Here is a 24,224-nt window from a genome sequence, read left to right on the forward strand (position 1 = left end):
CAGCAAACGAGGTGCTTCATGAAGCGTCAGCGTGGCGCGCGTTGACGGGCGGTTTTCATCAGGTCTTCCGGCGTGATGTGCCCCACGACTGCTTTGGCCGCCGCACTGCCCGGCAGGGGCAGGTCCAGAATGTGGCCTTTCATCTTGCCCACCACATGCATTTCACACGGCTTGCAGTCGAACTTCAGGGTCAGCACTTCGTCGCCCTGAATCAGTTGCATCGGTGCCACCTTAGTGCGCACGCCGGTCACGCCCTTTGCCTGTTTCGGGCACAGGTTGAACGAGAAACGCAGGCAGTGCTTGGTGATCATGACCGGCACTTCGCCGGTTTCTTCGTGTGCTTCGTAGGCCGCATCGATCAGTTGCACGCCGTGACGATGATAGAAGTCACGTGCCTTCTGGTTGTAGACGTTGGCCAGGAATGACAGGTGCGACTCTGGGTAAACCGGTGGAGGGGTGGTTTCAGCCTTGCGACCGCCCTGCGGATGTGCTTTGAGGCGCGCTTCGGTCAGCGCTTCGATGGTGTCACGGCGCAGGGTCTTGAGCTGGGAGTTGGGCACGAAGAAAGCCTGCGGGGCGTCCAGCTTGATGTCCTGAGCGTGATACATCGTGGTGCCCAGTTGGGAGAGCAGATCGCGCAACTGATCCAACGCCTGTTCCGGCTTGTTCGCGGCGCCAAACGGGCCATCCAGATGAGTCGTGACACTGACGCCTTCTTCACTGGTTGCGGTCAGGTTCAGGCGCTCTTCATGCAATTCGACCTGCCATTGAATACCGATCCGGCGTTCGGCCGAAGTCTTCAACAGGGCTTGCTGCCAGTTATGGTCCAGGTTGCGGTTCAACGGGTGATTCGGACGAAGGCGGGAGAGGGCGGCCGGCATTTCGTTGGGCTCGACGCGATAGCGCCAGCGCTTCTCGCCGTCTTCCTCGAATTCGCCTTTGAGTTCGGCGACGTTGGCGCGGAAACCCACCACTTCACGTTTGATCAGCACGTTCAGGCCGTCACCATTGGACAGCGGCTCGTGAGTGACGGCAATCAGGTCGCGCTTGCCCAGCTTCTCGACGCTGCCTACCGACAGGCCGGTGAAGGTCGGCGTGTCGAATGCACCGATGTCGATCTTGCGGTCGCTGACGAAGTAATCGGTGCTGCCACGGTTAAAGGTCTTTTCCGGGTCCGGCACGAAGAAGTGCGCAGTACGTCCGCTGGAGGCGCGCGCCAGATCCGGGCGGTCTTCCAGAATGTCGTCCAGACGCTGGCGGTAGTACGCAGTGATGTTCTTGACGTAGCCCGCATCCTTGTAACGGCCCTCGATCTTGAACGAGCGCACACCCGCTTCAACCAGCGCACGCAGGTTGGCGCTCTGGTTGTTGTCTTTCATCGACAGCAGGTGTTTTTCGAAGGCCACGACGCGGCCCTGATCGTCCTTGAGGGTGTAGGGCAGGCGACAGGCCTGAGAGCAGTCGCCCCGGTTGGCGCTGCGGCCGTTCTGCGCATGGGAAATGTTGCACTGTCCGGAGAACGCCACGCACAGCGCGCCGTGGATGAAGAACTCGATGGCCGCGTCGGTTTCGTCGGCAATCTCGCGGATTTCCTGCAGGTTCAGCTCACGTGCCAGCACCAACTGCGAGAAACCGGCCTGATCGAGAAACTTTGCCCGGCCCAGCGTGCGGATGTCGGTCTGGGTACTGGCATGCAGTTCGATGGGTGGAATGTCCATGTCCAGGACGCCCAGGTCCTGCACGATCAGCGCGTCCACGCCCGCGTCGTAGAGCTGGTGGATCAGCTTGCGGGCCGGCTCCAGCTCATCGTCATGCAGGATGGTGTTGATTGTGGTGAAGATGCGCGCATGGTAGCGATGGGCGAACTTCACCAGTTCGGCGATATCGCTGACTTCGTTACAGGCGTTGTGTCGTGCGCCGAAGCTTGGCCCGCCAATGTACACCGCGTCGGCCCCATGCAGGATGGCTTCACGGGCGATGCTCGTGTCCCGTGCGGGGCTGAGCAATTCCAGGTGGTGTTTGGGTAGGGACATGGCTGCGGCATCCGGCGGCGGGCAAAGCGCGCATTGTAGTGCGCTGGGCCGCGCAGCGCACCTGCAGTGATCGCCAGGGCGCCAATTACTGACTGTCGGTGGGCGAGGGGCGTGTGTCAGCGTGAGCGCAGACGCAGAATGCGAGAGCCGTCGAACGGGTCGGTCAGCCAGCGGGCGATGACGCCGAAAGTGTCCAGCAGACGCTCGGGCGTCAGCACATCGGCCGGTGCGCCCAAGGCAACCATGCGGCCTTTTTCCATGACCGCCACCCGGTCGCAGTCCAACGCCTGATTCAGGTCATGCAGGGCGATGACGGTGGTCACCGGCAGTGCCTTGACCAGGCCAAGGATGGTCAACTGGTGCTGGATATCCAGATGATTGGTCGGCTCGTCCAGCAACAGGATCTCCGGCCTTTGTGCCAGCGCCCGGGCAATATGCCCCCGTTGCCGCTCGCCGCCCGACAACGTGTGCCAGGCGCGTTTGATGAAGGGCAGCATGTCCACATCCAGCAGTGCCTGCCGGACGATCCGGTCATCCGTGTCGCTCCAGGGTGCCAGTGCCGACAGCCAGGGCGTGCGGCCCAGTTCCACAGCGTCCAGTACCGTGATCGCGTCACTGGTTTCCGCCTGCTGCTCGACCACCGCCAGCGCACGGGCGATGTCGCGTCGGTTCAGGCTCGTCAGAGGGCGTTCGCCGAGCACGACCTGACCGCGTGAGGGTTTGTGGATACCGGACAGCAATTTGAGCAGCGTCGACTTGCCCGAGCCGTTCGGCCCCACGATGCCGAGTGTTTCGCCTTGGACGATGTTCAGGTCCACATCCTGCAGCAGTGTCGCGCCGCGAACCGAATAGCCAAGGCCTGTGCAGCGGAGCACTGACGTACCGACGCTCGGCGTGCAGGCGTTCATCGAGTCCTGTTCCCCTGAATGAGGATCAGCGCAAATACCGGTGCGCCGATCAGGGCGGTGATTACCCCGATGGGCAGCGCCTGGCCCTTGATCAGGGTGCGAGAAAGAATGTCGGCGGCAATCAGAAACAGCGCCCCGCTAAGGGCGCTCAGCGGCACCAGCCGGGCATGGCGCACACCCGTGAGCATGCGCACGGCGTGAGGAATGACCAGGCCGACAAAACCGATGGACCCGACAATCGAGACCATCACCGCCGTGACCAGTGCCGCCGTGGCGATCAGCACGATCTGCACCCGCCTAACGGCGATGCCGAGGGAGGCGGCCGAGTCGCTGCCAAAGGTGAACGCATCCAGCGCGCGCCGATGCCAGAGGCACACCAGCAAACCGAACAGTGCCGCCGGGACCGCCAGCCACACCGAGGGCCAGCGTACCCCGCTCAGATTGCCCAGCAACCAGAACATGATGCCGCGTGCCTGTTCGGAGCTGGCCGACTTGGTGATCAGGAACGAGGTGAGGGCGTTGAACAGTTGCGAGCCGGCGATTCCGGCCAGGATGATCTGCCCGGCTGCGGTGTTTCCCCGCGATGAATGGGCGAGCAGGGCGACCAGAGAGAACGCCACCAGCGCGCCGACGAACGCGCCGGCGGACATGGAAATGACGCCGGCACCGAAACCCAGTATCGCCACCATGACCGCGCCGGTCGAAGCACCGGCGGAAATGCCCAGCAGGTAGGGATCGGCCAACGGGTTGCGCAACAGCGATTGCAGCACCACGCCGCAGATCGCCAGGCCTGAACCGCAGGCAGCGGCGACGATGGCGCGGGTCAGCCGGTAATTCCAGACGATGCCCTCATCGATAGGATCAAGCGCGTAGCCTGCCGCCCACACTTTGTTGGCGAGCACCTGAAACACCACCTGCAGGCTGATCGAGGTTTCGCCAATGGCAGCGCCGACGATGATCGCCAGCACCAGCACCGCTGATACCCAGATCACATGGCCGAGCGCGACGGGCAATCTCATGGCGTGGCGTTGAAACGGTTGGCGGCGGCGGACAGCTCTTCGATGCCGGTGAAAAGGCGCAAGCTGGCCTGCATGCCTTCGGCATCAATGATCACAATACGGTCGTGCTTCACCGCGTCCATGTTGCGGGTCACCGGATCAGACTTGAGGAATTCGATTTTCTTGCGGTAATCGTCGGCCGGGAAGCGGCGGCGGTCCATGCGGGCGATCACCAAAATGCTCGGGTTGGCCTTGGCGATGGTTTCCCAGCCAACCGTGGGCCATTCTTCATCGGACTGGACGATGTTGCGCATCCCCAGGTTATTGAGCATGAAGTCCGGTATGCCCTTGCGGCCCGCGACGAACGGATCGGCCGCAAGGTCTGAACTGGAGAACCAGAACACTGCCGACACGTCTTTGTCGTGGTTCTGCCTGACGTTGGCAACCGCCGCGTTCAGGCGGGCCTTGAGGTCGGCAACCAGTTTGTCGCCGCGATCCTGCACGTCAAAGATCTGCGCCAGTTGCTCGATGCTCTTGTAGATGGTCTCGATGCGGAACGCCTCAAGGCGCGTGCCATCGGCGCCGACCAGATTGTCCTTGCCTTCACAGTCGGACGGCATCAGGTAGGTCGGAATTTTCAGGTCGTGGAACTGCTCACGGGTGCCGACTGCGCCTTGTTTGCCGACCATCCATTCCAGTTGCACGGCAACCAGTTCAGGGCGTTTGCCGATCACTGCCTCAAAGCTGGGTTCGTTGCTGGCCAGGCGCTCGACCTTGTCGTTCTGTTCCTTGAAGCGCGGCAGCACGTCGTTGAACCACAGCGAGGTGCCGACCAGTCTGTCGCCCAGGCCCAGCTCATAGAGCATTTCGGTGCCCGACTGGCCGATGGTCACGGCCTTGCCCGGCGCGTGGGCGAAGGTCAGCGAGTAGCCACAGTTTTCGAGGGTCAACGGGTATTGGGTCGGCGCGGCGAATGCCACACCGGACATGCAGAAACCGACAAGGAGTGAAGCAAGTGCAAGGCGGGGCAATGTCATGAGATGCGACCTCGGTTCAAACGTGTGTCAGGGCGCAAGCACAACAGGAAAATACATCCAGGCTCACCAACGGCGGCGGAGCGCGACGCAATAAGGCCTTGCGCGCAGATGTCCTTCCCGGACACCCCGCCGGTTAGTGATGGTTTCAGGTCGGCAGGTCTCCTGACTGGCACGTCATCGCCTGGCTCCGGCCTTCCCGGGTATCACCCAGTGGCAGTCGTGGAGCAGGCTCGATGCCTACAGTTGCGGGGGCAGTTTCGTTTTTGCTTCATGAGCCGAAGCGTGCGAATTCCCTGTTAGTTCCTCTCGGAAACCGACGGGGCGGCATGGTAAACGATAAGGCAGGGACCTGCTATGGCTTTGCGCGCAGGCGTTGCAGGCTGTTGATAAGGTGCAGTCGCATCGCCGCCCGCGCTGCGTCACGATCCTGATGGGCGATGGCATCGAAGATCTGCTCCTGCTCGCGCTGCTGGGCGTCCGGATCATCTTCGACCTGCATCGACACGATATTGCCAAACCCACTGCGTGAGCGCGGCAGAATGCTACTGCCCAACTGGTTCATGACATCGGTGAAGAAGCTGTTGGCCGTGCAGAGGGAAATGCACCGATGGAACTCATAATCGGCTTGCAGGGTGTCGCGACCGGTGCGTACGCAGCGGTGCAGGGCGTCGAGCGCCTGACGAATTGCATCCAGTTGCTCCGGGGTACGGCGCTGCGCAGCCAGCGCTGCGGCTTCAGGCTCAAGGCTCAGACGCAATTCGATGATCGCCACGGCATCGCCGGGCGTGCCGATTGACGGCCCATCCGGCTGGGCCGCATTAGAGGCGTAAGCATCGACCACGAAAGTGCCGATCCCGTGCCGGGTTTCGACCAGCCCTTCGGCTTGCAGGCGAGACATGGCCTCGCGGACGACGGTGCGGCTGACCCCGGTTTCACGAATGATCACCTGCTCGGTGGGCAGCTTTTCACCGCTCTGGATCTCGCCTTCGCGAATTCTGCGGGCGAATTCGGCAACCAGTTGCTGGGTCAGGCTGGAACGGCGGCCTTTCGGAGGTGCGGTAGGTTCCATAGCGGGATGATCAGGTCCGTGTCGGGGCGCTGAGTATAACCGCACTCAGGGCGTGTTTTGTGCGGGGATCGCAGCCTATACTCGGGTATTCGATAAAAATGAGGCTGCAATGTCGGACAACGCGCTTTCCTCGCAAAAGAATCATCGCCGCCTGGCTGAAACCCTGGTTGACCGCTTTGCCCAGCGCATGCGTGACGGTGTGCTTCAGCGCGGTGAAAAGCTGCCTTCGGAGTTGCACATCATGGAGGCCGAGGGCGTCAGCCGCACGGTGGTGCGTGATGCGTTGTCGAGGATGCAGGCGGCGGGGCTGGTTGAAACGCGTCATGGTGTCGGAACCTTTGTACTCGATATGCCGCCGCCGGAAGGGTTTTCCGTCGGGCCTGCCACCATTGCCACGGTGGCGGATGTCTTGAACTTGCTGGAGTTTCGTCTGAGCCTTGAGGTAGAGGCGGCAGGACTGGCTGCAGAGCGGCGCAGTCCCGAAGCGCTCCTGGAGCTCAAGCGTGCCTTCGATGCGTTGCTGGAAGGTCCGCAGAAATCCGGGACCACCATCAACGCCGATTTTCAATTTCACCTCAAGATCGCCAAGGCGTCGGGCAATGCCTACCTGATCGACATCATGAAGCACCTGGGGACCAAGCTGATTCCCCGCACCCGGATGAACTCGGCCTACACCGGGCAGAGCGACCGAAGTGCGTATCTGGCTGGCATCAACGCCGAGCACCGGCAGATCTACAACGCCATCGCCGAAGGCAACGTCGACGCCGCCCGTGCTGCGATGTACCTGCACCTCAACGGCAGCCGCATGCGCCTGCGCAGGACACAGGCCTTGTACAGCGACTGACATCGAAGGGACGCATGCCGACGCGGAGCATCGGCACAATCAGCTTTGTCAGCCCCACCCTGATCGTTCCTCACGCTCCAGCGTGGGAATGCCTCTTGGGACGCTCCGCGTCCCGGCAATCTAGGGCAGTGCCAGGCCAACCCTCAAAGAAAGTTGTACTGCACACCCACCCGCAACCTCAGTTGGCGTTTGTCATCCTCGGCGTTGACCTTGATGTCGCCCACTTCAAAAAACGGCACCCAGTTCTTGTCCCATTTGTACTTGAAGGCCGCGTTCTGTTCATAGTCGGTCTTGTCGTTGTCGTAGCGGATGTAGTCGGCGTCGAAATAGGTGAACTGATACTCGTATGACCAAGGACCTTTGGTGGCGTAGTTGACCCAGACGTCGTAGCGGTTGACCGACTGGTCGTTCATCTGATTGTCGGGCATGTCCCGGTCGACCCTGTCGCGATCCAGCTTGATCGAGTCGTAGCGGTAGCGACCGGAAATCGTCAGTTGATCGGAAACTTTGTAACCGAGCTTGAGGCCCATTTTGTAGGCGGTGGATTTTTCGATGCTTTCCAGCGCGAAGGAGGGCGTCAGCAGCCATTTGTCATTGAGCTTGTGTTGGTAACTGACCGTCAGTTCGTGCCCGTTGCCCACGGTGTTGTCGAACGCGACGTCCTGCCGGTCACCCGCTGTCTTGTATTTCAGTTCGCCTTCAAACCCCCAGCCGCTGTCCAGCCGCGTGCCGAACTTCACCCGGTCGGCGTGCATCCGCGTGCTTTCCGCGTATTGATGCCGATAGTTGATATACGCGCTGTCGGCATGGGTCCATGCGCTTGGAAACAGGGCGGTCAGGGAAAGCAATACGATTGATTTTTTCATTTTTTTATTCTTGTTCGTGTGAGAAAAAAGGTGTTTGAGGCAAATCGCACGCAGCCGGATCCGATGGCCGTTTCGGCCAGGGATCACGCTGTCAGCTGGGTTTGGTTGTGAGCAGGACCTTCAGCGGTCAGCCGCTCGGGCGCACGTCCATGTCGCGACTGGCCTGGATCAGCAGTCGGGAGTAGTCGTGCTGCGCCTGATCGTTGCTCAACTGGCTACTTTCCAAGGTTTCCACAACCTGACCTTGTTGCATGACCGCGACCCGGTCGCACAGGTGCGCGACTACGCCCAGGTCGTGGGTCACCATCAGGTAGGTCAGGCCCTGCTGCTGACGAAGGTCCGCCAGCAGATTGAGGATTTCAGCCTGAACCGAGACGTCAAGCGCCGAGGTCGGTTCGTCCAGCAGCAACACGCGCGGCTCCAGAATCAGCGCTCTGGCAATCGCAACGCGCTGACGCTGGCCGCCGGACAACTGATGCGGGTAGCGGAAGCGGAAACTCTCGTTGAGGCCGACGCGGTTCAACACGTCGCAGACGCGTCGGTCACGCTGGTCGATCTTGTGGATGCTCAGCGGTTCCTTGAGGGCCGCGTCAATGGTGTGACGCGGGTGTAACGATGCGTAGGGGTCCTGAAAGACCATCTGCACGGTGCGGTAATGGCTGGCATCGAGCTTGCGACCGACCTTCTGGCCCGCGATGCTCAACGCGCCGGTCCAGTGATGATATTGCCCGGCCAGACAACGCAGGACAGTGGTCTTGCCGGACCCCGACTCGCCGACCAGCCCGAACGACTGGCCCTGCTCGACCTGCAGGTTGACGTCGCGCAGCACCTGATTCAACGCAGCGCCTGTGCCGAAGCTCAGGTTCAGTGAATTGACTTCAATCATTGCCATGGGAGCGTTCTCAGTGAGTGAGCCAGAGGGGATCGCGCTGCAATACCGGCAGGCTGGCGCGTGGGCGGTCAAGGCTGGGCAGTGCCGCCAGCAGGCCTTGGGTATAGGGGTGACAGGCCTGATCCAGTTCGTCGGCCTTGAGCGATTCCACGACGCGTCCGGCGTACATCACCAGCACGCGATCACAGAAATGCCGCACCATGTTCAAGTCATGGCTGATAAAGATCAGCCCCAGATCCCGCTCGCTGACCAGCTCTTCGAGCACATTGAGGACCTGGCGTCGCACCGATACGTCCAGCGCGGACGTTGGCTCGTCGGCGATGATCACCTGCGGATCGGTGATCACCATCATGGCGATCATGATGCGCTGGCCCATGCCGCCCGACACCTCGTGCGGGTACAGCTCGTAGACCCGGGCGGGTTCGCGGATATGCACCTTGGCGAGCATGTCCAGCGTGCGTTCGCGGGCTTCCTTGCGCGATACCCTGTGATGTGCCAGATAAGCCTCGGCGATCTGCTCGCCGACTTTGATCACCGGATTGAGCGAGTATTTCGGGTCCTGCATGATCATCGACATGCGACGCCCGCGAATGCCCTGGATCTGTTTTTCACTGCAATCGAGCAAATTGATGTCGCCGAAACGCAGGGTTTTTGCAGTGATCCGCGCGCTGGCCGGGTGCAGGCGCAACAGGCTGCGCCCGACGGTCGACTTGCCCGAGCCGGACTCGCCGACAATCGCCAGCTTTTCGCGGCCCAAGGTGAACGATACGTCGCGAACCGCCGCCGTGGTCTTGCCAGCGTTATGGAACTCGACCCGCAAATCTTCTACCGCAAGCTTTATCTGAGACATGGTGATCGTCCTTGTTATTGTCATTCGCTGCGTGGATCGAGTACATCGCGCAGGCCGTCACCCAGCAGGTTGAACGCCAGGCTGACCAGCATGATCGTGGCGCCGGGTGCTGCCACCAGCCACCAGCTTTCCAGCATGTAGCGGCGACCGCTGGAGATCATCGCGCCCCATTCCGGCAGCGGTGCCTGCGCACCCAGGCCCAGGAAGCCCAGTGCGGCGGCCGTGAGGATGATGCTGGCCATGTTCATGGTCAGGCGAATGATTACCGAAGACAGGCACATCGGGATGATGTGGCGGCCGATGACCCTTGCCGACGAGGCGCCTTGCAGCTTCACGGCGACGACGAAATCGGCGTTGCGCAGCGACAGGGTTTCGGCCCGCGCCAGACGGGCGATGGGTGGCCAGGCGGTGAGGGCGATGGCGATCACTGCATGCTCAAGCCCTGGGCCCAGTGCGGCGATGAAGGCCAGTGCCAGCACCAGGCTCGGGAACGAGATAAAGATGTCGGTGATGCGCATGAACAGGCTGTCGACCCAGCCACCGAAGTAGCCCGACACCGTGCCGATCAGCAGGCCGATGGGGCCGACGATTACCGTTACCAGCATCACGATGTAGAGCGTGATGCGCGAGCCGTACACCAGACGGCTGAACACATCACGGCCGTACTCGTCGGTGCCGAACCAGTTTTGCGCACCAGGGCTGCGCAACGCAGCGGACAGGTCCTGAGCGAGCGGATCGTGGGTCGCGATCCAGGGGGCGAACAGGGCGACGATCATCAGCGTGCTGATCACGATCAGTCCCGCCAGGGTCATCGGATTACGCAGCAGGAAGCGCATCAGCTTGGCGCTGCTATTGGCGAAGGCCGCAAGGCTTGAAGTCGGGGCCTGGAACGTCGATTTGGCGCTGCTTGTCATGGAAGTCGTCATCAGCGGGTTCTCGGGTCGAAGACTTTGTAGAGGGCGTCACTGATCTGGTTCAGGACCACGAAGATCAGCCCGATCAACAGCACGCAGGCCATCACCGCATTCATGTCGCCCAGCAGGAGGCTGCTGGTCAGGTACTGGCCGAAGCCGGGCCAGGCGAAGACGGTTTCGATCAGCACCGCACCTTCCAGCAGGCCGCCGTAGGCGAGGGCGACGATGGTCAGCAACTGCACGCGAATGTTGCGAAACGCGTGGCCCCAAACGATGCGCCGTTGCGACAGGCCCTTTACCCGAGCGGTGATGATGTATTCCTGCGACAGCTGTTCGAGCATAAAGCTGCGGGTCATGCGGCTGATATAGGCCACGGAGTTGAAGCTCAGGATCACTGCGGGCAGCAGGATGTGGCGCAGCGCACTGCGAAACGCCTCCCAGTCGCCGGACAGTGCGGTGTCGATCAGTAACAGGCCGGTGCGGGTTTCGATCAGACCGTCGTAGGCCAGGCCGATGCGTCCCACGCCGCCTGCCCAGCCCAGCCAGGCGTAGAACACCAGAAACGCCATCATGCCCAACCAGAAGATCGGCGTTGAGTAACCGAACAGGGTGATGACCCGAGCGACGTGGTCCCCGGCGCGGCCCTGATGGGTCGCGGCGTACACGCCCAGCGGCAGGCCGATCAGCACGCCGAACAGGATGGCCAGGGTGGCCAGCTCCAGCGTGGCCGGGAACACCCGCACGATGTCGTCGATCACCGGGTGGCCGGTCAGCAGTGCCTTGCCCAGATCGCCGTGCAGCAGGTCCTTGAGGTACATGCCGAACTGGGTGATCAGTGGTTTATCCAGTCCCAGTTCCTGATAAGCCTGAGCGTAGGCGGCAGCGTCTGCGTCCGGTCCGACGATGGCCAGTACCGGGTCCAGCGGCATCACCCGGCCAATGAAGAAAGTGAGCAACAGCAAGCCGAACAGGGTCGCCGCCACTGATCCGCTGCGACGGGTGCCGTGGGCGACCCGACTGCTCCAAAATGAAATCGATGCACTCGACATGGTGTATTCCTGCCTTGGCTTGAGCGATTGAACGCGTGTGTTCAGCGTTGCTTGTAGACGTCACGCAGTCGCGTAGTGGCGGCGCTGTGCCCCAGGTATTCGCGCACATCGGCGTGAATCACCACCTCGTCGGTCATCTGCGACACCGGCATGATCGGCCCGGCTTTCTGGTCGTAGAGGGTCTGAATGCGCTGGTAATCCGCCAGCTGTTGCCTGGCATCGCGTTCACGCTCGGCCTGCTCGATCAATTGATTGATCTCGGCGTCGTAGAACGAGGTGCGCCAGCCCTGAAAGTTGCTCAGCTTGGCTTCTTCGCGGTTGTCGGGGTTGTAGATCAGTGCGCGCAGGCTGGAGTGAGGATGACGTTCGGCACCGCCGCCACCGCGACCGACCAGAATGTCGAAGCGCCGGTCGCGCATCGCACCGTAGATCTGGTTGCCGGTGCCCGTGATGATGTTGGCGTGAATGCCGGCCTGAGCGAGGGTCGATTGCAGACTGGTGGCGATGTTGATGAACGGCGAGTCGGTCAGCGAGCGGATAGTGATCTTGAAGCCGTCCGGATACCCGGCCTCGGCCAGCAGGCGTTTGGCGTTCGCAACGTTCAGCGTGTAGCCCGGATCGTCGAGGCGTGCAGGCAGGCCCAATTGCAACGGGCGCTGGTTGATCACGCCGTAATGCGGCATGACCACGTTATTGATGCCTTGATAGTCGATCAGCGAGCGAATCGCCTGGCGTACGCGGATGTCTTTGAACAGCGGCTGTTCCATGCTCAGTGCGATGTAGTAAATCGTGCCACGCGGGATGGTCTGCACATCGACCTCGTCCGAGCGGGTCAGGGCCTTGATGTCGGTGGCGGCCATGCCGCGAGCCACGTCCAGATCACCTCGCTCGACCATCAGGCGCAGGGCCTGGGACTCGGTCATGTTGCGCATGATCACCCGGCGCATCTTGGCCGGACCGCGCCAGTACGGCTCGAAGCGGCTCATCAGAATCACGTCGTTGGCGCGCCAGATGTCGAGCTTGAACGCGCCGGAACCTGCGGTGTTGGTGGTCAGCCAGCCTGCGCCGAGGTCATCGCCTTTGGCGTGTTGCAGGGCGGTGAGACGATCAATGATGAAGGCGCTTGGCGAGGTCGCCAGGGTGTTGAGCACCAGCATCGGGTCGGTGGCTTTGGGCAGATCGAGCACGAACGTCGACGGGCCTTCGGCGCGCATCAGTTCACCTACGTTGCTGGCGGTGTAGCCGTAAGCTTTCCAGGTCGAAGCCAGCGCCTTGTTCAGGATTACCACGCGTTGCAGCGACCAGGCGACATCCTGAGCGGTCAACGGGTTGCCGGAGTGAAACATCACGCCAGGGCGCAGGTGAAAAGTCAGGCGCATGCGGTCGGGACTGATTTCCCAACGCTCGGCCAGTGCGGGAATCAACTGGTCGGGTTTGGCCGCGTCCTGCTCCAGCAGCATGTCGTAGACGTTGGAATTGACCTCGGCCACTTCAAGGCCGGTCGCACCGGCCGGGTCAAGTGACAGCAGGTTGATCATGCTCATGCCGACCACCAGTTGATCCACCGGTGTTTCGCCCCGAGCCAGGGCGGGCGGGGTGTGCATGAGTGTCGCCGTCATGGCGACGCAAAGCAGCCAGGGCAGGTGCTTGGGCCAGAGCTTCATGAGTGCGGTCCTTTTTTATAGTTATTCAGACGCTTGTTTGTCGAAACGCTTTAGCGAGGGGGCCTTGAGACCCCTCGTCACGCCACCTGTCAGTAGCGCTGTTCGGTGTGGGTCTCGATGTAGCTGAAGTTGATGTCTTCGCCCAGACCCGGTTTCTCGCTAAGGTGCACGAAGCCGTCTTTGTCCATTGGGTCGACCAGGGTGTTGAGGTAGGCTGGCACGTCATCGTAGTCGAGAAAAGGATGCAGCAGGCCGCGTTCGTACCAGCGACAGTTGCTGATCGCACCGACCACGGCGAGGTTGGCAGCTCCGTTGCCGTGGACTTCGCAATCCATGCCGAACGACTCGGCCAGGTGCGCGACTTTCAGGCATGGCCCGATACCACCGACACCGGCCACGCCTGCACGCAGGATGTCACAGGCTTTATTGGCGACCCAGCTGGCGCGGCTGTGGTACTTGCCCGAAATGCTTTCCGGGCCAAGAACCGGAATGTCCAGGTTGGCTGCCAGCCAGGCATAGGATTCGGCGGAGTCTTCCATCATCGGCTCTTCGAACCAGGCAAAGTCGAGCTTTTGCAGTTCGCGCCCGATGTACAGCGCATCGGTGCGGCTGTACCAGTGATAACCGTCGAGCATCAGGGCGATGTCCGGGCCGACGGCTTCACGTACGGCGGCGCAGGCCTGAACGTCCATGCGTGGATCGGGGGCGAAGGAGATAGGCGGCATCCAGGTGTGTAGCTTGATGCCTTTATAGCCGCGCTGGACCAGTTTCTCGGCGAACTGGCCGTATTCATCCGGGGTAGACAGGCCGCCTGCCAGGTCATCGCCGCACATGGTTGAACCGTAGGCCAACACCTTGTCGCGATAACCGCCCAGCAGTTTGTGTACGGGCTGTTTCAGTACACGTCCCGCCAGATCCCACAGTGCCTGTTCCACCAGCGCCAGTGCACGGTCGGTGAACTGACTGGCGCTGCCGCGTTGCCAGTGGGCCAGTTCCTGCCAGATCTTTTCCCGGTTCATCGGGTTCTGGCCGACCAGTACCTTTTTGACGAACGACTCAATGATGTGAGGGCGAATCAGCTCGGGAGGACCGAAGGCAAAACCTTCACTGCCGTCGTCGCAGGCGATGCGCAGCATGGCCATCCTGACCGGTTTTTCTTCGCCGGGATGGGCGTGGCCTGCGCTGTCTACAGCACGTCGCGAGGGGAAGGTAAAGACGTCGACACTGACCGAGGTGATGTTCATGAGAGCCTTTAGATATATTGTCGTTATTTGAAATTCTAGTATGTCGTCATACAACGTTGGGCCGAGTATTCGTGCTTTTGTCGAACGATGTCAAGAGTCGTATGACGACTTTATACGATATAAGCGCAGATTATAGGGCGCTATCCGGAGCGGGAGGCACATAGGCCTTGGTTGGTGGCGTGATGAGACGGTTGTAAAGTCGTCATACCTTTATGAGGTTAAGCGATTAATCGCCTTGAAGAAGGCCCCACGACGTCTTCCATGGAGCGCTGTCTCACAGCAAACGCCGACCGGACTATTCGTGAACAAGTCCGTTTCCACGAAGGGTATTTTGTCAGCAGGTCATGTTGTCGGAACGCTGCAGCGCCCGCGAGAACAGTCTGGCGACGGTTGATCTCGATGTGCATGCGAATCAAGGACGGGCAGTCGCACGGATTCATGAGCAACCTAAAATAAGTTTCACGCCGCTGTGGAACAGTTAACTGTGAGGGGCGGCGATGTGCCTGAAAGCCCCGTGGGGCATGGCGTGTGCCGTGCATGAGAGGGCATGTGCAACGTGCATCCGTTGGCAACCACAACGTCTTTTTCACATCTTCTTCACCGTACCCGCACGAAACCGACCCTATCTTGGCCGCAACTGAAATCACGCTGAAGTCCAGTACAGGAGCGGCCCTGTGGCACGCAGTTCAACCGGCAGAGATGGGTCCATAAACAGGTTCTGGTTTTCCAGATGGAGAAACGGCACTCCGTTGTTAACCAATCGCCAAATTGCACTGATGCTTGTCGTGGTGGCCATCGCCGCCGTCGGTGTCTGGTTCATGACCGCGTTCAAGGCCACCCATGTCGCCGATCTGGGTGCCAGTGGCATGTTGAAGAAGTCAGGCCTCTATGCGCGCTGGAAACAGGGCGAGGTGGTGGTCATGATCCGCCATGCGGAACGCTGTGATCGCTCGACCAATCCCTGCATGGCGGATGCCCAGGGCATTACGCTCAAGGGCAGTGAGGCGGCCTTGGCGGTAGGCGAGGGCCTGAGACGGCTCGGGTTCGTCAATGCCCGGATGATCACCAGCCCAAGAATGCGCACCCAGCAGACCGCCGACCTGATATCCGGGCACGCCGTCGCCAATGAAGCCTGGCCCAACGACTGCAACGGCGGTTTCAACAAGGCGGTGCAAGCCCACAAGGTCAAAGGCGAAAACTTGATTTTGGTCACCCACAGCGGCTGTATCGACCAGTTCGAACGCAAACTGGGCGTGCCCTTCAATGAGCGGTCCAGCGCTTACGCTCAAGCCGTATTCGTGCAAGTGGACGGCATACATACACCCAAAATCCTCGGATCCCTGAATGCCAGGCAATGGGCAGACCTTGACAGCGAGCAAATGAATTGAAGACACCCGCCAGCGCCCGTTACACCTTCTACCGCAACAATCTGGCGTTCCCTTTGCTGTTCGGCCTGTTGGTGTTCGTCACCTTCGACCTGACCCGACTGGACATCATGATCAGCAACCTGCTTTTCGATCCGGTGGCAGGCCATTTCCCCATCGGAGAAAGCCATCTGTTCGAAAAGATCACCCACAACTGGGCGCGGATCATTCCGAACTGGACAGGCGAGTTTGCGATCATCGGCACGTTGCTGTCGTTCGTCTGGCCCGCGCTGCAATACCGTCCGAATGCCCGCCTGACGCGATGGGTCAGCCGCACGCGGGGTGCAGCGCCGTTGCAGTTCTTCAGTCGTTATCGGCTGGATTTTTTGTTCGTGGTCGTCGCGTTTGCCTTGAGCACCGGAATGATCCATTTCCTCAAGAGCCACACCAGTATTTATTGCCCGGTCGAAACTACGCTGTATGGCGGAGCGCAGGCTCATTTGGAGTGGTTCCGCAATTTCAACCTGTTGCATGAGGCCGGGGCAGGGCGTTGCTGGCCAGGGGGGCATGCGTCGAGCGGGTTCAGTCTGTTGGCACTGTACTTCGTTGCCCGTCGCTATCGCTGGGTGCATTCCAATCGCCTGCTGATCGGGGTGCTCCTGCTGGGCATGATGTATGGCACCACCCGCGTGCTGCAGGGCTGGCATTTCATGTCGCACACCTTCTGGGCCGGGCTCGTCGTGTGGCTGAGTACGCTGCTGGTCGCGCTGTGTTTCTATGGGCGCTCCAGGTTGCAGCAGCCCGTGCATGAGGCACATGAGCGCACGTCTGCTCTCGCAGGCTCAGGGCTGGTCAGGTAGACGAACAGGAACGCGCCGCCATGAATATTCTGGTCATTGAAGATCACCCTGACATTCACGATAACCTGCTGGAATTTTTCGAGCTCAGAGGGCACGCCGTCGAGGGCGCGCTGGATGGTCTGCGTGGGCTGCATCTGGCGGCCTCGAAACGTTTCGACGCGATCATCCTCGACATCATGCTGCCCGGCATCGACGGCAACCAGATCTGCCGAAGCCTGCGGCAGTATTCGCAATCGGAAGTCGCGATTGTCATGCTCAGCGCCCGTGATGAACTGGAGGACCGGTTAGTGGGCTTCAAGGTCGGCGCGGACGACTACATCACCAAACCGTTCGCCATGTCTGAAGTGCTGGCCAGGGTCGAGGCGGTGGTCAGCCGTCGTCAGCGCAAGGACAATCGCCTGATGGTGGTTGCCGATCTGGTCTTCGATCTGGACACCCTGGAAGTGTCGCGTGCCGGTCTGCCGCTGAAACTCAGTCCGGCCAATCTGAAGCTGCTGGAATTGCTGATGCGCAAAAGCCCGCACATCGTCAAACGTGTCGAGCTGGAGCAGATTCTGTGGGGCCGGGATGCGCCCAAAAACGACAGCCTGCGCAGCAACATCCACACCCTCAGGCGCACACTGGACAAAGGCTTCGACGTTCCGTTACTGCACACCGCCCACGGTCTGGGCTATAAGCTGTGCGAGCAGCGAGTGGTCGGTGACGTGCCTGGCACGCGGTCGCTCAATCGAAGCTGAACAGGCGCTGGATCAGGGTCGGCGTGCTGCCCGTCCAGCGCTTGAACGAGCGACGAAAATTGGCCGGGTCATTGAAGTTCAAGTACTCGGCCACCGCCTCATTGCTCATGCCTTTGATCTGATACAGAAACAGCGCGACGTGCTTGCGCGCCAAGTCATTGCGGGCCTGAAAGCAGGTGCCGTGTTTATGCAGCTTGCGCTTCAGGGTCGCCGGGCTCATGGCGAACGCCTGGGCCACCTGCTCCAGGCACGGCGCGTCGCGCACCGTGTCCGTCAGGTATTGATGCAGGCGGTCCAGCAGACTGGCGCACATGCCAAGGGCGGCCAGTTGCGCAACCGCTTCCTGTTGAGCAACCCTGGCTGCGATGGGTGAAGCGCCTGGCCAGGGACGGGTCAGAAACTGTCGGGGCAGACGCATCATGTCCAATGGGCGTTCGAACACCGTGGTTTCGCCAAGATGCACCCAGTATTGCTCGACGTAGCGAGGCTCCGGATGGTTGAAACTGCACTCCCACGGCAGGCGCTCGCCACTCAGTTGCTGACTCATGGCGACGATCGACGTCATGGTCGCCTCCAGCAGAAACACCTGTTGCTCGCCTGCGCCGCAACTGTCCAGCCAGTACAGGTAGACAAAATGATCGTCCAGTTCCAGGCGTGGCGTCAGCAGCGGACTGAGCAGGGCGCGTTGGTGAATCAGGATATTCAGCGCTTGATGCAGGTTTTGCGCGTGCCGCAAGGCGTGGCTCGCGGCACCATAGTGGCCGGGGAACAAGCGCTGGCCGAACAGAAAACTGGTGTCATCGGCTTCCATTTGCCGCTGTGCATTGCCGATCAGTACAACGTATTGCTGCGGGCTGAGCCGCGTCTTGCCTGCCAGAATATCTTCATAGAACAAGCCGGTGCCCTTCAGCAGGCGATGGCTGTCCAGCCCCCGGGACAGGGCCAGGTCAATGAGCGTGGCGGGCTGGTAATGGCCAGAGATGAAGCGGCTGTCGGCTTCGTACCAGTCACTTTTGAGGGTCACGGCAGGCCTCACGCAGTGCGGGTCAGCGGGCGTCTGGCCCGTGCCAGCGAGAGGTTCAGACGTCTGAGCAGGTTGTCCGGTGTCTCGTTGATGGCCATGACTACCGCGACGCTGGCCGACAGATGAATCCGCTCACCCTGCTGACGGGTCTTGTGCGCCAGACTGGCCACCGCCTGTTGCAATTCCAGCGCCAGCAGCCTGGCCTGGCTTTCTCCGGTATGGGGCAGCAGCACGACGAACCGGTCACCCGCCAGACGGCAGAGAAGGTCTTGACGGCGCAGATTCAACACCAGCAGGTGGCTTAACGCGGACAGCACTTCGTCGCCCTCGGCATGTCCGTAAGCCGTGTTGATGGCGCTGAAGTTATCGATGTCCACGGCCATCAGAGACAGCGGCTGTTGTTCGATGACGCTCTGCTCAAGGCTCAATACCAGTTGGCGCTTCAGGTAGTCTGCGCTGCCCAGCGGCGTGAGCTTGTCGTACAGCCGATGTTCGCGAAAGCCGCGCTCGCGTTTTTCCATCTGGGCGCTGATCGCCAGCTGTTCGCGGTGCCAGTGATAGATGCCGATGGTCAGCAGAATCAGGCCGACCGGCATTGGCCCGGACTCCAGCCAGTGGTCCCACTCGATCTCGCTGGGTAGGCGGATGAACTCATCCAGTGCGTCGATCCACCACGAAAAAAACACACAACTCAGGCCAATCGACAGGTAATTGGTAACCCGTCCCGCCGGGCGGCTCTTGAACACCAAAAACAGCCACACGAGGGACAGCAGCGCTGAGCCGCCTTCGCCGACGATGTCCAGCCACTGCCATTCGCTGAAGTGCTTGATGTCCCCAAACGCCAAAAACGCCAGCAGGCCGAGATTGGACGCGATCAGCAGAACAGCGAGCTTCCAGCGATGGGGTTGGATGATCCTGAACATGGCCAGTGGTACTCCTGAAGTGCTGATAGTCGGCCAGCAAAACAGATGCGCATGACACTTGCGTGACGCCTGTCCGCTCCGGGTTGAGGGTCGAATCAGCTCACCTCTGTTGCAGGTTATTTCGTCGAACCCATGCGTGCCGGGACTCGCCAGCCTGCACTTTCAGGGGCTGAACACGCCGTGACGGCAGGCAGGCAGAGAGGGTTGTGCTCTCGCCCAGTCTCTTGCCGAGGTCAAATCAGCTCATTTCCCGTCGCAGAGCCTACTGAAAACCGCCTTTACGCCCTGTCAGCGACGCGCCTGTCACAGAACCGTCATTGCGCGACTCTAGCGTGCGCCTCCAGTTGCCGGGCCGATTTGCCTGGCCCGTCGGGATTCTGGGAGGACTCACATGTACATGCGCCGCAGCAGGGCTCAACTGGTTGGCTTTACCTTCAGCGGGCTGGCACTGGCGATTGCCGGTGAGCGATTGCAGGCCGCTGAAACAGACGCCACCGAGCACGTCCAGGTGGTGGGACAGGCAGCGAGCATCGACAACGCCCTCAAGGAGCAACGCAGCGCCGACAGCATCAAGAGCGTGGTGCATGCCGACGGCGTGGCGCAGTTGCCCGACCAGAACGTTGCCGAAGCGGTGCAGCGTTTGCCGGGCATCAGTGTGGAACGCGACCAGGGCGAGGGACGCTTTGTGACGGTGCGCGGCCTGGCGCCGGACCTCAACAGCGTGACCATCAACGGCACGCTGGTGCCTGCTCCGGAAAGCGGTCGCCGCGCCGTGGCGCTGGACGTGCTGCCGGCCGAACTGGTGCAGTCGCTGTCGGTGATTAAGACCCTCACGCCAGACATGGACGCCAACTCGCTGGGCGGCACGGTGGATGTCGAAAGCCTGTCGGCGTTCGATCACAAGGGGCTGTTCTATACCGGCAGCAGCGAGGCCAGCTACGACAAGAACACCCGTCAGACCAGCCCGAAGTTTTCCGGCGCGGCAAGCAACCGGTTCAGTCTCGGTGACGGTATCGACAATTTTGGCGTTGCGGCGGCGCTGAGCTGGCAAAAGCGTGATTTCGGTTCCGACAACGTCGAGACAGGCGGGGCGTGGGACGGCGTGCGTTTGCAGGAGTTCGAGCAGCGCGACTACGACATCAGCCGCGAACGCGCCGGTGGCGGCCTTAACTTCGATTACAAACCTGACGACGTGAGCAAATATTACCTGCGCACGCTGTACAGCCGCTTCAAGGACGATGAAGTCCGTACCACGAACGGCTTCGAGTTCGCCGACGCGCAGGCCGCAGGTCAGACCGGCGATGCCGAAGGCACGCGCAAGTTGAAAGCGCGCACCGAAACCCAGGAAATCAAATCCTACGTGTTCGGCGGAGAACGCATGCTCGGGCTGTGGACCCTCAGCGGTCAGGCCGGTTACAGCGAGTCCAGTGAAGACAGCCCGGCCCACATCGCCGGAGCGACCTTCACCGGCAATGATGATTTTGCCGAGACGGGGTTTTATGACCGCGACAAGCCACGGCCCATCGTCAGCCCGGCGTTTTACGACAATTCCAGTTTCACCCTGGACAAAGTTGATTGGGAAAGGCAGTACACCAAGGACACGGAAAAGAACCTGCGTCTGGACCTGGCCCGCGACTACGACTTCAGCGGCTACGCCTCGCAATTCAAGTTTGGTGGCAAGGTCAGTCGACGCGACAAGACCAATGACCTTGAGGTCTGGAAATATCAGGACTTCGACGATCAGGGGCTGAGCGACGATCAACTGAGCCTGACGCGCTTCCAGAAGGGCAACATCGACTATCGGCTGGGCAACTTCGGCAGCGGCATCAGCCCTGGCGCAGTCAAGGGGCTGATTGGCGGCCTGGATGCAGCCACTGCTTACGACCCGGCGGAATCCCGCGCCAACGACTTCGGCATCAGCGAAGACATCAACGCCGGTTACTTCATGAATACGCTGGATGTCGACAAATGGCGCTTCATCGCCGGGCTGCGTTACGAAGGCACCGAGATGAATGCCAAAGGCACCGGCGTGCGCGACGGGCAGTTCGAAACCAGCGACACCGAGCGCCGTTATCACCACTGGTTACCCGGCCTGCATGCGCGTTATCAGGTGGACAAGAACACCCAGGTGCGTGCCGCCTGGACCAAGACGGTGGTACGCCCGACCTTCGGGCAACTGGCACCCGGTTTCGTGATCGATGACGACGAAGCCTCGTTTGGCAACCCGCAGCTCAAGCCGCTGGAATCCAGCAACCTGGACCTGGGCATCGAGCACTTCATGGGCCGTGCCGGTACGGTATCGGCGTTCGTGTTTTACAAGGACATTCAGAACTTCGTCTACAACACTGACCTGGCTGGCACCGGTCAATGGGCGAACTTCTCCGAAGCCAACACCTTCGCCAACGGCGACAAGGCCAAGCTGTACGGTCTTGAACTGGCGTACTCACAGAAGCTCGACTGGCTGCCTGCGCCCTGGAACGGTTTGCTGCTGGGCGCGAACGCCACCTTGAGCCGCTCCGATGCCAGCATCAACGGTTTTGACCAAAGCACCGGCACCAACCGCAAGCGCGATATCGACCTGCCGAGCCAATCGAAAACCGTGGGCAACGTGATGCTTGGCTGGGAGAACGACACGCTCAGTCTGCGTCTGTCGGCCAACTACAAATCGGCCTACCTCTACGAACTCGCCGCGATTGGCGACAAGGACCACGACCAGTACGTCGACGCGCAGACCTTCGTCGATTTCAGCGCCCGCTATTCGCTGACCAAGAACCTCAAGGTCAGCTTCGAGGCGCAGAACCTCACCGACCAGCCGTACTTCGTGTACAGCGGCCACCGCGCCTACAACGGCCAGTACGAAGAGTACGGCCCGACGTACAAGGTCGGTCTGACCTTTACCCACTTCTGATCAATTCGACCGCGCCGTCGTGGCGGCGCTGTCGTGCGGCTCATTCAAGGATTCGACCGTTGATGATGATTTCGGTGTTACCCAAGACCTTTTGCCTGGCATTGCTCTCGGGTCTGATGGCTTCGGCAGTGCAGGCCTCGCCGCCGCTGGACCTGAACCTGACGCGCTGGGCCGAAAACGAGCCCTTCAAGGCGCACTCACTGGCCTTTCTGCCAGGCAGTGACGGCACGCAGCGTCTGGCGGCGAGCATAAAAAACGGCCTGTTGATGCTCGATGCGCAGGGGCGTCAAGTGGCGCAATGGCCGGGCTCTTTTCAAGGGCTGGACAGCCGCGCTTCGGGTTCCCAGGTGCTGGTCTCGACGCTGGACAATGCTCGGCAGCAGGCGATGCTGACCCGGCTCGATGCTGACAAACACACTTGGTCGAAACCTGTGTATGTGCCGGTCCGTGACTATTCGGTCACCGGGCTGTGCCTTTACCGCGACGAGGCCAGCAACCTGTTCGTGTTTCTGGTCGGCGAGGAGGGCAAGGGCGAACAGTGGCTGGTGGGGGCGGGCGATCAGCTCAATGATGCGCCGCGTCTGGTGCGCCATCTGCCGCTGCCGCCCAATGCCGAGTTCTGTCAGGTCGACGACGCCGCGCATCAGTTGTATGTCAACGAACAGAACATCGGCTGGTGGGCCTATCCGGCGCATCCCGAGGCTCACGTTGCTCGCCAGCCGGTAGCACTGCGCGAGCCGTTCGGCGACATCAAACAGGCCGCCGGTGCGATGGCGATTGTACCCGGCGGTTTGCTGGCGCTGGACCCCAAGGGCAAGGCGCTGCACCTCTATCAACAGCAGGCACAGGGCTGGACGCCGGTGGGCGAACTGTCGCTGATGAACCTGAAAAAGCCCGAAGGGCTGTCGGTGAATCAGGGTAAGCAAGGCCTCCAATTGCTGGTCAATGACAACGACGGTGAGCGGCTGTATGAGGGCGCGCTGGGCTGGACGCCGACACCGTTTCCCGTCCAGGCGGCCTTGCCCGGCGTATTGCCAGTGGCGCAGACCCAACCGGTGGCTCGCCAGGGCGATGCCGCCGATGACCCGGCAATCTGGGTCCATCCCCAGACAACGGCATTGAGCCGAGTGCTGGGCACCAATAAGAAACAGGGCCTGCTGGTGTATGACCTCAAGGGCAAGCAATTACAGTCGCTGCCAGTAGGGCGCTTGAACAACGTCGATGTGCGTCCCGGCTTCATGCTCGGCAAGCGCAATGTCGATCTGGCGGTGGCCAGTAACCGTGATCGCAACAGCCTGAGTCTCTTCAGCATCGACCGAGCAACCGGCGAACTGCGTGAAGCGGGGGAGATCCCGACGCCATTGGCAGAAATCTACGGCGTCTGCCTGTTCAAGCCTGCCAGTGGCGAGCTGTATGCCTTCGCCAACGGTAAGGACGGCAGCTTTCTGCAGTACCGCCTGAGCGCGCCGAACGGCAAGGCGCAGGGCGAGTTGGTGCGTCGCTTCAAGGTCGAGACTCAGCCGGAAGGCTGTGTCGCGGATGACCAGCGTCAACGCCTGTTCCTGGGGGAGGAGGACGTGGGTGTCTGGGAAGTGGATGCCCGCGCCGATCAGCCTGTGACGCTGTCCAGCGTGATCAAGGTCGGCGACGTGCTGCACGCCGATGTCGAGGGGCTGGCGTTTTACCAGAGCGAACGGCACGACTATTTGGTGATGTCCAGTCAGGGCAATGACAGCTACGTGGTGGTGGATGCCGAGCCGCCGTATGCGCTGCGCGGCGCGTTTAGGGTCGGGCTCAATGCCCGTGCCGGGATCGACGGCAGCTCTGAAACCGATGGCATCGAGGTGACGTCGGTCAACCTGGGCGGTGCGTGGAGCCGCGGCATGCTGGTGGTGCAGGACGGTCGCAAGCGCATGCCCGAACAGGCGCAGAACTTCAAATTCGTACCCTGGGCCGATGTGGTGAAAACCCTGTCGCTGCCGTAAGTCGTTTGTCATCGAACGGTGATAGACAGTCGATTCATCCCGCGTGCCGACCGCA

20 protein-coding genes and 1 riboswitch are annotated in these 24,224 nt (G+C 61.1%); of the genes, 6 read left to right on the plus strand and 14 right to left on the minus strand.

Going from position 1 to position 24,224, the window contains the following annotated elements:
* Window positions 1–26 precede the first annotated feature (26 nt).
* The 5 genes from ALP40_RS04990 to ALP40_RS05010 all read right to left on the minus strand — a co-directional run bounded on the left by ALP40_RS04990 (window position 27) and on the right by ALP40_RS05010 (window position 6,045).
* Window positions 27–2,033 (minus strand): U32 family peptidase, encoded by a 2,007-nt coding sequence (locus tag ALP40_RS04990; protein WP_122207159.1) that lies wholly within the window; start codon window positions 2,031–2,033, stop codon window positions 27–29.
* 116 nt (window positions 2,034–2,149) lie between these two features.
* Window positions 2,150–2,941: an ABC transporter ATP-binding protein gene (locus tag ALP40_RS04995; protein WP_122207160.1), complete on the minus strand. Its 792-nt coding sequence runs from the start codon at window positions 2,939–2,941 to the stop codon at window positions 2,150–2,152.
* Entirely contained in the window at window positions 2,938–3,960 is a 1,023-nt protein-coding gene (locus ALP40_RS05000) for an iron ABC transporter permease (RefSeq protein ID WP_122207161.1), read from the minus strand. Before ALP40_RS05000 ends, ALP40_RS04995 begins: the two co-directional genes overlap by 4 nt.
* Window positions 3,957–4,976: an ABC transporter substrate-binding protein gene (locus tag ALP40_RS05005; protein ID WP_122207162.1), complete on the minus strand. Its 1,020-nt coding sequence runs from the start codon at window positions 4,974–4,976 to the stop codon at window positions 3,957–3,959. The genes ALP40_RS05000 and ALP40_RS05005 overlap by 4 nt, the downstream gene beginning before the upstream one ends.
* Before the next feature lie 134 nt (window positions 4,977–5,110).
* Window positions 5,111–5,309: riboswitch (cobalamin riboswitch) on the minus strand.
* Between the two features lie 19 nt (window positions 5,310–5,328).
* Window positions 5,329–6,045, minus strand: coding sequence for a FadR/GntR family transcriptional regulator (locus ALP40_RS05010; RefSeq protein ID WP_122207163.1), 717 nt, complete (start codon window positions 6,043–6,045; stop codon window positions 5,329–5,331).
* 109 nt (window positions 6,046–6,154) lie between these two features.
* On the opposite strand from ALP40_RS05010, the gene ALP40_RS05015 reads away from it, so the two are divergent.
* The gene (locus ALP40_RS05015) at window positions 6,155–6,889 is read left to right on the plus strand and encodes a FadR/GntR family transcriptional regulator (RefSeq protein WP_122207164.1); all 735 of its coding nucleotides are present in this window, start codon (window positions 6,155–6,157) and stop codon (window positions 6,887–6,889) included.
* 143 nt (window positions 6,890–7,032) lie between these two features.
* Here the strand turns inward: ALP40_RS05015 and ALP40_RS05020 are convergent, their stop codons facing one another.
* The 7 genes from ALP40_RS05020 to ALP40_RS05050 all read right to left on the minus strand — a co-directional run bounded on the left by ALP40_RS05020 (window position 7,033) and on the right by ALP40_RS05050 (window position 14,368).
* Window positions 7,033–7,755: an oligogalacturonate-specific porin KdgM family protein gene (locus ALP40_RS05020; protein ID WP_122207165.1), complete on the minus strand. Its 723-nt coding sequence runs from the start codon at window positions 7,753–7,755 to the stop codon at window positions 7,033–7,035.
* Window positions 7,756–7,882: 127 nt separating this feature from the next.
* Window positions 7,883–8,647 carry an ABC transporter ATP-binding protein gene (locus ALP40_RS05025; protein WP_122207166.1) on the minus strand — a complete coding sequence of 255 codons (765 nt, stop codon included), beginning with the start codon at window positions 8,645–8,647 and terminating at the stop codon, window positions 7,883–7,885.
* Between the two features lie 10 nt (window positions 8,648–8,657).
* Window positions 8,658–9,497 (minus strand): ABC transporter ATP-binding protein, encoded by an 840-nt coding sequence (locus ALP40_RS05030; protein WP_122207167.1) that lies wholly within the window; start codon window positions 9,495–9,497, stop codon window positions 8,658–8,660.
* A gap of 20 nt (window positions 9,498–9,517) precedes the next feature.
* Window positions 9,518–10,423, minus strand: coding sequence for an ABC transporter permease (locus tag ALP40_RS05035; protein WP_122207168.1), 906 nt, complete (start codon window positions 10,421–10,423; stop codon window positions 9,518–9,520).
* Window positions 10,423–11,460, minus strand: coding sequence for an ABC transporter permease (locus ALP40_RS05040; RefSeq protein ID WP_122207169.1), 1,038 nt, complete (start codon window positions 11,458–11,460; stop codon window positions 10,423–10,425). The genes ALP40_RS05035 and ALP40_RS05040 overlap by 1 nt, the downstream gene beginning before the upstream one ends.
* A gap of 41 nt (window positions 11,461–11,501) precedes the next feature.
* Window positions 11,502–13,124, minus strand: coding sequence for an ABC transporter substrate-binding protein (locus ALP40_RS05045; protein ID WP_122207170.1), 1,623 nt, complete (start codon window positions 13,122–13,124; stop codon window positions 11,502–11,504).
* Between the two features lie 89 nt (window positions 13,125–13,213).
* Entirely contained in the window at window positions 13,214–14,368 is a 1,155-nt protein-coding gene (locus ALP40_RS05050) for a mandelate racemase family protein (RefSeq protein ID WP_122207171.1), read from the minus strand.
* 776 nt (window positions 14,369–15,144) lie between these two features.
* Between ALP40_RS05050 and ALP40_RS05055 the strand changes: the two genes are divergently transcribed.
* Genes ALP40_RS05055 through ALP40_RS05065 form a run of 3 tightly spaced genes read left to right on the plus strand, consistent with a single transcriptional unit; the run spans window position 15,145 to window position 17,329 of the window.
* Complete coding sequence (locus ALP40_RS05055; protein ID WP_122207438.1) at window positions 15,145–15,756, plus strand: histidine phosphatase family protein; 612 nt, start codon at window positions 15,145–15,147, stop codon at window positions 15,754–15,756.
* Complete coding sequence (locus ALP40_RS05060) at window positions 15,753–16,592, plus strand: phosphatase PAP2 family protein (protein ID WP_122207172.1); 840 nt, start codon at window positions 15,753–15,755, stop codon at window positions 16,590–16,592. Before ALP40_RS05055 ends, ALP40_RS05060 begins: the two co-directional genes overlap by 4 nt.
* A 20-nt stretch (window positions 16,593–16,612) precedes the next feature.
* Window positions 16,613–17,329 (plus strand): response regulator transcription factor, encoded by a 717-nt coding sequence (locus ALP40_RS05065; RefSeq protein WP_122207173.1) that lies wholly within the window; start codon window positions 16,613–16,615, stop codon window positions 17,327–17,329.
* Here ALP40_RS05065 and ALP40_RS05070 read toward each other — a convergent pair.
* Window positions 17,316–18,353, minus strand: coding sequence for an AraC family transcriptional regulator (locus ALP40_RS05070; protein ID WP_122207174.1), 1,038 nt, complete (start codon window positions 18,351–18,353; stop codon window positions 17,316–17,318). The genes ALP40_RS05065 and ALP40_RS05070 overlap by 14 nt on opposite strands.
* An 8-nt stretch (window positions 18,354–18,361) precedes the next feature.
* A complete protein-coding gene (locus ALP40_RS05075; protein WP_122207175.1) occupies window positions 18,362–19,276 on the minus strand; it encodes a GGDEF domain-containing protein in 915 nt (304 codons plus the stop codon).
* Window positions 19,277–19,667: 391 nt separating this feature from the next.
* Between ALP40_RS05075 and ALP40_RS05080 the strand changes: the two genes are divergently transcribed.
* Together ALP40_RS05080 and ALP40_RS05085 are read left to right on the plus strand one after the other, a co-directional pair.
* A complete protein-coding gene (locus tag ALP40_RS05080; RefSeq protein WP_122207176.1) occupies window positions 19,668–22,184 on the plus strand; it encodes a TonB-dependent receptor in 2,517 nt (838 codons plus the stop codon).
* A 62-nt stretch (window positions 22,185–22,246) separates the two neighbouring features.
* The gene (locus ALP40_RS05085) at window positions 22,247–24,169 is read left to right on the plus strand and encodes a phytase (protein ID WP_122207177.1); all 1,923 of its coding nucleotides are present in this window, start codon (window positions 22,247–22,249) and stop codon (window positions 24,167–24,169) included.
* Window positions 24,170–24,224: the final 55 nt, after the last annotated feature.

Source organism: Pseudomonas viridiflava (assembly GCF_003702045.1).
GTDB lineage: Bacteria > Pseudomonadota > Gammaproteobacteria > Pseudomonadales > Pseudomonadaceae > Aquipseudomonas > Aquipseudomonas viridiflava_C.

Bases quoted from the DNA above. Each gene is read 5' to 3' on its own strand.
- ALP40_RS04990 (WP_122207159.1), bottom strand. From the start codon at position 2,033: ATGTCCCTACCCAAACACCACCTGGAATTGCTCAGCCCCGCACGGGAC.
- ALP40_RS04995 (WP_122207160.1), bottom strand. From the start codon at position 2,941: ATGAACGCCTGCACGCCGAGCGTCGGTACGTCAGTGCTCCGCTGCACA.
- ALP40_RS05000 (WP_122207161.1), bottom strand. From the start codon at position 3,960: ATGAGATTGCCCGTCGCGCTCGGCCATGTGATCTGGGTATCAGCGGTG.
- ALP40_RS05005 (WP_122207162.1), bottom strand. From the start codon at position 4,976: ATGACATTGCCCCGCCTTGCACTTGCTTCACTCCTTGTCGGTTTCTGC.
- ALP40_RS05010 (WP_122207163.1), bottom strand. From the start codon at position 6,045: ATGGAACCTACCGCACCTCCGAAAGGCCGCCGTTCCAGCCTGACCCAG.
- ALP40_RS05015 (WP_122207164.1), top strand. From the start codon at position 6,155: ATGTCGGACAACGCGCTTTCCTCGCAAAAGAATCATCGCCGCCTGGCT.
- ALP40_RS05020 (WP_122207165.1), bottom strand. From the start codon at position 7,755: ATGAAAAAATCAATCGTATTGCTTTCCCTGACCGCCCTGTTTCCAAGC.
- ALP40_RS05025 (WP_122207166.1), bottom strand. From the start codon at position 8,647: ATGGCAATGATTGAAGTCAATTCACTGAACCTGAGCTTCGGCACAGGC.
- ALP40_RS05030 (WP_122207167.1), bottom strand. From the start codon at position 9,497: ATGTCTCAGATAAAGCTTGCGGTAGAAGATTTGCGGGTCGAGTTCCAT.
- ALP40_RS05035 (WP_122207168.1), bottom strand. From the start codon at position 10,423: ATGACGACTTCCATGACAAGCAGCGCCAAATCGACGTTCCAGGCCCCG.
- ALP40_RS05040 (WP_122207169.1), bottom strand. From the start codon at position 11,460: ATGTCGAGTGCATCGATTTCATTTTGGAGCAGTCGGGTCGCCCACGGC.
- ALP40_RS05045 (WP_122207170.1), bottom strand. From the start codon at position 13,124: ATGAAGCTCTGGCCCAAGCACCTGCCCTGGCTGCTTTGCGTCGCCATG.
- ALP40_RS05050 (WP_122207171.1), bottom strand. From the start codon at position 14,368: ATGAACATCACCTCGGTCAGTGTCGACGTCTTTACCTTCCCCTCGCGA.
- ALP40_RS05055 (WP_122207438.1), top strand. From the start codon at position 15,145: ATGCTTGTCGTGGTGGCCATCGCCGCCGTCGGTGTCTGGTTCATGACC.
- ALP40_RS05065 (WP_122207173.1), top strand. From the start codon at position 16,613: ATGAATATTCTGGTCATTGAAGATCACCCTGACATTCACGATAACCTG.
- ALP40_RS05075 (WP_122207175.1), bottom strand. From the start codon at position 19,276: ATGTTCAGGATCATCCAACCCCATCGCTGGAAGCTCGCTGTTCTGCTG.
- ALP40_RS05080 (WP_122207176.1), top strand. From the start codon at position 19,668: ATGTACATGCGCCGCAGCAGGGCTCAACTGGTTGGCTTTACCTTCAGC.
- ALP40_RS05085 (WP_122207177.1), top strand. From the start codon at position 22,247: ATGATGATTTCGGTGTTACCCAAGACCTTTTGCCTGGCATTGCTCTCG.